We start from the raw sequence: 6,623 nt of genomic DNA on the forward strand, positions 1-6,623 counted from the left end.
CTTCCCTTCTTGGTAGTTTTTCCGCCCTCGTGTAAACCAACTGTGTCTGTCAGGCGTCTATGCAACTCATATACCGGGTGCCAGGCGACTTAACAGGCACTTCCACGATTTAGCAAAGGTCCTTGTCATGAAGTTGGCCCACTCGCGACATATCTCGAAACGCGGTACTCTGGCGGTTGTGACAGTCAACGATCCAGGTCAGCGCGCCTCCGACGCCGACCGTGACCGCGTCGCTGGGGTCATCGCTGAGGGGCTTGCCACCGGCCGCCTGACCAGTGCTGAGCACGCCGACCGCCTGGAGGCCACCTACGCGGCCGTGACGGTCGGCGATCTCGTCCCAATCACCGGGGATCTACCCGACACGATCCGTCCAAACATGCCGACCGGAACCGATCGGCAGCACGTCTCGGCCGTGTTCAGCAAGGTGCTCCGCGGCGGACGCTGGGTGCCAGGACGGCACACCACGTTCAGCGCCGTCTTCGGCGCGCTCATCATCGACCTCACCGAGAGCGTGCTGCCCGGCCGCGAGATCACCCTGGAGCTCAACTCGTTCTGCGGGAAGCTCATCATCCGGGTCCCCGAGCACGCGAACGTGATCGACGAGGGCAGCGCGCTGTTCTCCAAGCGCCAGGTCACGGGAGGCAGGAGCGGTGACGGGCCGCTCATCCGGGTGACCGGAAGCTCCAGGTTCGGGAAAGTGATCGTTTCACGCTAGGCCACCGACGGGGACATGCGGAGTTAGGGCACCCCGGCGCCGGACCTACCATTCAGTGTTAGTGAGACTCTCGCCGCGGTGAATCGCCTGGTCGGCGGTGTCGGAGTCACCGATTGGACGGCGCTGTGTTCTCGATGGCAACTCATGGCGAGTGAAACCCTGCCCGTCGCGCTGGACGCGATGGGGGGCGATCACGCCCCGCTGGAGATCGTCGCGGGAGCCGTCCTCGCGGTGCGCGAGCTCGGCGTGCCGGTCGTTCTGGTCGGCCAGCCCCGGGTGCTCTACGAGGCGCTGTCCGCGCACGACGCCACCGGCGAGGTGCCGATCGTCCGCGCCGAGGAGACCCTGGCCATGGACGAGGGCGCGCTGGCCAGCCTGCGCCGCCCGCGCTCCAGCATCGCCGTCGCCTGCCACCTGCTCCGCCGCGGCGACGCCGCCGCCGTCGTGTCAGCCGGCTCCACCGCCGGCGTGGTCGCCACCGGAAAGCTCCGGCTGCGCGCCCAGCACGGCGTGCTCCGCCCCGCCATCGCGGTCGCCCTGCCGACCCTGCCGAACCCGACCATCCTGGTCGACGCGGGCGCGAACGCCGACGTCAAGCCCGAAATGCTGGTGCAGTTCGCCCACCTGGGAGCGGCGTACGTCGAATCCGCCCTCGACGTGAAGACCCCCCGAGTCGGCCTCCTCACCATCGGCGCCGAACCAGAAAAGGGCAACAAACTCGCGAAACGCGCGCACGAACTGCTCCAGGCCAGCCCCGGCCTGCACTTCACCGGAAACATCGAAGGCCACGAGCTACTCACCGGCAAGGTCGACGTCATCGTCACCGACGGATTCACCGGAAATATCGCCCTCAAAACCATGGAGGGCAGCGTCCGGTACGCCTTCGGCCAGCTCCGCGACACCGTCGCCGAAAGCCGCGTCGCCAAGCTCGGCGGGCTCCTGCAACGTTCCCGGATGCGCGAGCTCTACCGGCGGCTCGACCCGGAGGCGCACGGCGGAGCCGTACTGCTCGGGTTGAACGGAACCGTCGTGATCGCGCACGGCTCGTCCCGGGCCAGGGGGATCGCCTCGGCCTGCGAGCTGGCCGCCCGGCTGGCCACCGGCAAGATCGTCACCAGGGTCGGCGACCGGGTGAGCGCCATCCCGCGCTCGCATCGCCTCTGGGGATAACCCTGGCGACGGGAAAGACCGCGCGTCGCTAGGCTTGGACCATGACCGACCCGCAGCTCGTACTCACCGAAGGGGTCCAGCGGGCGCTGGCCGCCGCCTTCGGCCAGGAGTATGCCGCCGAAGACCCGCTGATCAGGCCGTCCCAGTTCGCCGACTACCAGGCGAACGTCGCGATGAGCCTGGCGCGACGACTCGGGCGCGCGCCGCGGGAGGTCGCCCAGGAGATCGCCGGTCACCTCGACATCCCCGGCCAGGTCGAGGTCAGCGGCCCCGGCTTCCTCAACCTGACCCTGTCCGACAGCTGGCTGGCCGCGCGGGCCAGTGAGCAGCTCGCCGACGAGCGGCTCGGCGTCCCCACCGAAGCGCAGCAGACCGTCATCATCGACTACTCCGCGCCCAACGCGGCCAAGGAGATGCACGTCGGCCACCTGCGCACCACCGTCGTCGGCGACGCCCTGGTCCGGGTGCAGGAGCACCTCGGCCACCGGGTCATCCGGCAGAACCACCTCGGCGACTGGGGCACCCCGTTCGGCATGCTCATCGAGCACCTGCTCGACATCGGCGAGGAAGCCGCGGTCGCGCAGCTCTCCGCCGGCGCGGGCAACGACTACTACCAGGCCGCGCGGGCCAAGTTCGACACCGACCCCGCGTTCGGCGAGCGCGCCCGGACCCGGGTGGTCACCCTCCAGGCGGAGGACCCGGAGACCATGCGGCTGTGGCACATCTTCATGGGCGCCACCATCCGCTACTTCAACAAGGTCTACACCCAGCTGAACGTGACCCTCACCGACGACGACATCGCCGGCGAGAGCATGTACAACGCCGTGCTCGCCCAGGTCTGCGACGACCTGCAGGAACGCGGCGTCGCCGTGATCAGCGACGGCGCGCTGTGCGTCTTCCCGCCCGGCTTCACCGGGCGCGAGGGCCAGCCCCTCCCGTTCATGATCCGCAAAAGCGACGGGGGGTACGGCTACGCCACCACCGACCTGGCCACCATCCGCTACCGGGTCCAAGACCTCAAAGCCGACCGCCTGCTCTACGTGATCGGCGTCACCCAGGCCCTGCACATGCAGATGCTGTTCGCCTCCGCGCGCATGGCCGGCTGGCTGCCCGACCACGTCCAAGCCGAACACGTGCAGATCGGCAGTGTGCTCGGCAGCGACGGCAAGATGTTCAAAACCCGGGCCGGCAAGTCCATCAAGCTGCTCGAACTGCTGGAAGAGGCCGAATCCAGGGCCGCCGCCGTGCTCGCCGACCGCGACTACGACGCCGCCACCCGGACCGAGATCGGCCAGGCCGTCGGCATGGGTGCGGTCAAGTATGCCGACCTGTCCGTCAGCCACGACAGCGAGTACGTCTTCGACTTCGACCGGATGCTGGCCCTGACCGGGAACACCGGGCCTTACCTGCAGTATGCGACCGCCCGGATCCGTTCGATCTTCCGGAAGGGCGAATACGATCCCGCCTCGGCCCGGGGGCCCATCCGGATCGGGCATCCCGCCGAACGGGCGCTGGCGTTGCAGCTGCTCGGGTTCGGGGCGATCCTCAGCGAGGTCGGGGCGGCCAGCACGCCCCACCGGCTCTGCGCGTTCCTTTTCGACACGGCCAGCGCGTTCACCACGTTCTACGAGAACTGCCCGGTGCTCAAAGCCGACAGCGAGGAGGACCGGCAGTCCCGGCTCGCGCTGGTCGCGTTGACGCTGCGCGTGCTCACCCAAGGGCTCGACCTGCTCGGAATCGAGGTCCCGGAGCGGATGTGACGGCGCGCCTTCGGGTAAAGGTGGGTCAATGACGTCTAGTCTTGGCGCGGTCAAGGGAGTGTCTGGCCACTTGGTCGCCCATTGAACATGTAGGGCCGCCGGCCGTCGGGGAGCGTACGCTTGAGCATGGACGTCAGCACAGCCGACACCTCGGGGTTGCACCGTTACGCCGAGGCGCTGCTGACCCACCTTTCGGCCGACGGCACCGCGCCGCCCTATCCGGATGTCGACGTGCCGGGATATTGGCTGTCGCCGGCCGTGCAGGCGCTCGTCCACATCATGAACGGGGAGGACGCGCTCGAACCGCTGGCGCGGGCCGCTCGGCTCGATGGGGCTCGCACGTCGCTGTTCCTGTGCCTGGCGCTGGCGGTGTGCGGGCACGGAGATCGTATCCACGCGTCCTGGCTGGGGACCGCGTTCGGTGACCTCTCCGAGGACCAGCCTGTCACCTCCGGGCAGCGGGCGCTGTGGCTGGCCGCCGCGCGAGGGGCGTACGGGCCTGCCGGGAAGATCTTCGTGCTGCGGAAGCTGGACGCGATCGCCGTACCACCCGAGGACGAACTCTGGCTGAAAGCGCTCGTCCCGGGGCAACCTGAACCTTTGGTGCCGCCGTCGCTGGCCGATTATCCGGAACTCGCGGAGATTCCGGCCCTTGGCGGGCCGGTGCTGGCCGCCGACCGGCTCGCCCGGTTGCGCGCACGCTGCGAGGAGATCCTTTCGGTACGGCAGGCTGATGGCGCGGTGGTGTCGTCGAGTGCGGACTGGCCGGAGATGGAACCAGTGGCGGTGTTGCGGGCGCTCATCGGGGACGGTGAGATGGATGGGCCGTTGAGCTCGTTGAGCGGGCACTTGTTGCATGATGTGCAGCCGGGGGCTGATCCTCATCTGGCCGCGCTGGCGCTTCATGTGGCCGCGCCCGCGGTCAGAGCGGCGGCTGAGCGTCTCGCGGAGAGCACGCTTGGGGAGACGCCGGGAGCGGTGACCGTGCCGGTCCTCGGGAACGCGATCATCCTGTGGCCGGACGGCCCCGAGCTGTCGACCCTGGCCGAAGCCGAGCGCCTGATCATTGCCCGGAACTCGCCCCGTCGTCCTGATCGGCTTGGCGGATATGTGTTGCTTGGCCTCGGGCTCAGCCTGATGCTGCTGGGACTGCTGTTCTGGCCGACCGCGATCGCCGGGGCCGGGCTTGCCGGGTGGGGGGCTTACCTCCTGCGACGCAACCGGCGACGGGCACTGGCGGAGCTCGCCCGCATCGACGCGCAGCTCGCCGAACTCCACAAACACGCAGACGGAGCCATCTGGGCCCTCCACGAGTACGCCCGCGAATCCAAAACCCGCCGCGAATCCGCCACCGCCGACCTGACGGCCCTCACCCGCCTCCTACGCCGCGGCCCTCGAGCCGGCTAGTAGTCATCCCTTGCGCCCGAACGCAACGACGCTGAGCACCTTCCGGCGCTCGGGCGTCGCCGGATAGCGGCGAGTGACTCAGCGACGTTGCGTTCAGGCGCCTGGTTTCCTTGTCACACGGAGGAGACCTCGACGTTGGACGGGGTCAAGAGGAAGACCTTCTCGGCGATACGCTCGATGCGGCCCTCGCAGCCGTAAGCCAAACCGGCCGCGAAGTCGACCATGCGCGTAGCCTCGATCGTTGACATCGTTCCTACGTCCATCACGACGCTGTGGCCCTCCCGAAAGTGGCGGCCCACGGTGAGAGCGTCGTCGTATTTCTTTGGACGGACCATGACGATGCGCGCGGGCTCGCCCTCCGTCTGCCACCGGCGGGCCGCCCGCTCCGACGCTGGAATCCAGTCGTCTTCGTACTCTGCTTCGCCATAGGGCTCGTCATACTGCTCGGCCCCGCCCAGGCCAAGGTAGCTCGCTACCTTGCGCACTGCCCCCATCGGCTTCGTCCTTTCCGGGTTTGTCCCGACACTTGGGACGCTAACCGACCATTACCCATGGGCGAGCCGACACGCCACAGCATGGCATTCTTTTTGTAGGGTGCATAACATGCGTATCTTCACCGTCGATTCCTTCACCGACCGGCCGTTCAAGGGTAACCCCGCCGCCGTCTGTCTGCTGGAAGGTCCGGCAACCGCTTCGTGGATGCAGGGAGTAGCGGCGGAAATGCGGCATTCGGAAACCGCATTTCTGATGCCGAGGGAGGGGGAGACTTATTCGCTACGGTGGTTCACTCCGTTGGTCGAGGTCGCGCTCTGCGGGCATGCCACGCTTGCGGCGGCGCATATCCTTTATGAAATTGGGCAGGAGAGCGGACGGATCGACTTCTCTACCCAGAGTGGGATTCTTTCGGTTGACCGCGACTCGTCCGGACTTATCACCATGGATTTTCCGGTCAAGCAGCCGACGGAATGTCCGGTCCCGGAAGGTCTCACTGATGCTTTGGGGGCTGAGCCTGTTTGGGTGGGTAACAGCCAGTTCGATCTCCTGGTAGAACTGAGCTCCCCGGAGATCGTTCGAACGCTGGCTCCCGATATGGCGGCGATCGCCTCGATTGACGTCCGCGGAGTGATCGTCACGGCCGTTTCGCCGGACTCGGATGCGGACTTCGTCTCCCGATTCTTTGCTCCGAAGGCGGGGGTCGATGAGGATCCAGTGACCGGATCCGCGCATTGTGTGCTGGCTCCTTATTGGTCCCAGCGCCTCGGGGTTCACTCGCTGACGGGCCGGCAGCTCTCCGCCCGGGGAGGACTCGTTCGCACCACCCTCCGCGACGACCGAGTCGACCTCGCAGGCCAAGCAATCACCATCTGGTCAGGCAACCTCCACGTCTGAGTTTTGGGCTCTGTACGTCCATGCTGTGAAGGCTGAGCGCCGTAGCGGGTGGGTGGGCGGACACTCCGGCCGACCGTGATAGCTAGCCTCTCGTTAGCCGCTGGTCAGCGGCCATCGCGGGCGCGGTGGTCTCTGGCACGGTCTTACGTCGGCCTACGTGTCCGCCCTGCCCACCCGCGGGG

6 protein-coding genes are annotated in these 6,623 nt (G+C 67.5%); 5 read left to right on the forward strand and 1 reads right to left on the reverse strand.

From position 1 onward, the window contains the following. The first annotated feature begins 178 nt into the window (after positions 1-178). From Aple_RS49095 to Aple_RS49110, 4 genes are all read left to right on the forward strand, one after another. Positions 179-715 (forward strand): DUF1707 SHOCT-like domain-containing protein, encoded by a 537-nt coding sequence (locus tag Aple_RS49095; RefSeq protein ID WP_246265520.1) that lies wholly within the window; start codon positions 179-181, stop codon positions 713-715. A 144-nt stretch (positions 716-859) separates the two neighbouring features. Continuing rightward, complete coding sequence (gene plsX / locus Aple_RS49100; protein ID WP_155351686.1) at positions 860-1,885, forward strand: phosphate acyltransferase PlsX; 1,026 nt, start codon at positions 860-862, stop codon at positions 1,883-1,885. 41 nt (positions 1,886-1,926) lie between these two features. After that, on the forward strand, positions 1,927-3,645 hold the full coding sequence (argS, locus tag Aple_RS49105) for an arginine--tRNA ligase (protein ID WP_155351687.1): 1,719 nt from the start codon (positions 1,927-1,929) through the stop codon (positions 3,643-3,645). 126 nt (positions 3,646-3,771) lie between these two features. Further along, a complete protein-coding gene (locus tag Aple_RS49110; RefSeq protein ID WP_155351688.1) occupies positions 3,772-5,052 on the forward strand; it encodes a hypothetical protein in 1,281 nt (426 codons plus the stop codon). A 113-nt stretch (positions 5,053-5,165) separates the two neighbouring features. On the opposite strand, the gene Aple_RS49115 is transcribed toward Aple_RS49110, so the two are convergent. Beyond that, positions 5,166-5,546, reverse strand: a complete 381-nt coding sequence (locus Aple_RS49115; protein WP_155351689.1) for a cell division protein SepF — start codon at positions 5,544-5,546, stop codon at positions 5,166-5,168. Positions 5,547-5,655: 109 nt separating this feature from the next. On the opposite strand from Aple_RS49115, the gene Aple_RS49120 reads away from it, so the two are divergent. Then, entirely contained in the window at positions 5,656-6,441 is a 786-nt protein-coding gene (locus Aple_RS49120) for a PhzF family phenazine biosynthesis protein (protein ID WP_155351690.1), read from the forward strand. The last annotated feature ends 182 nt before the right edge of the window (positions 6,442-6,623 follow it).

Source organism: Acrocarpospora pleiomorpha, from assembly GCF_009687885.1.
In the GTDB taxonomy this organism is placed as follows: domain Bacteria; phylum Actinomycetota; class Actinomycetes; order Streptosporangiales; family Streptosporangiaceae; genus Acrocarpospora; species Acrocarpospora pleiomorpha.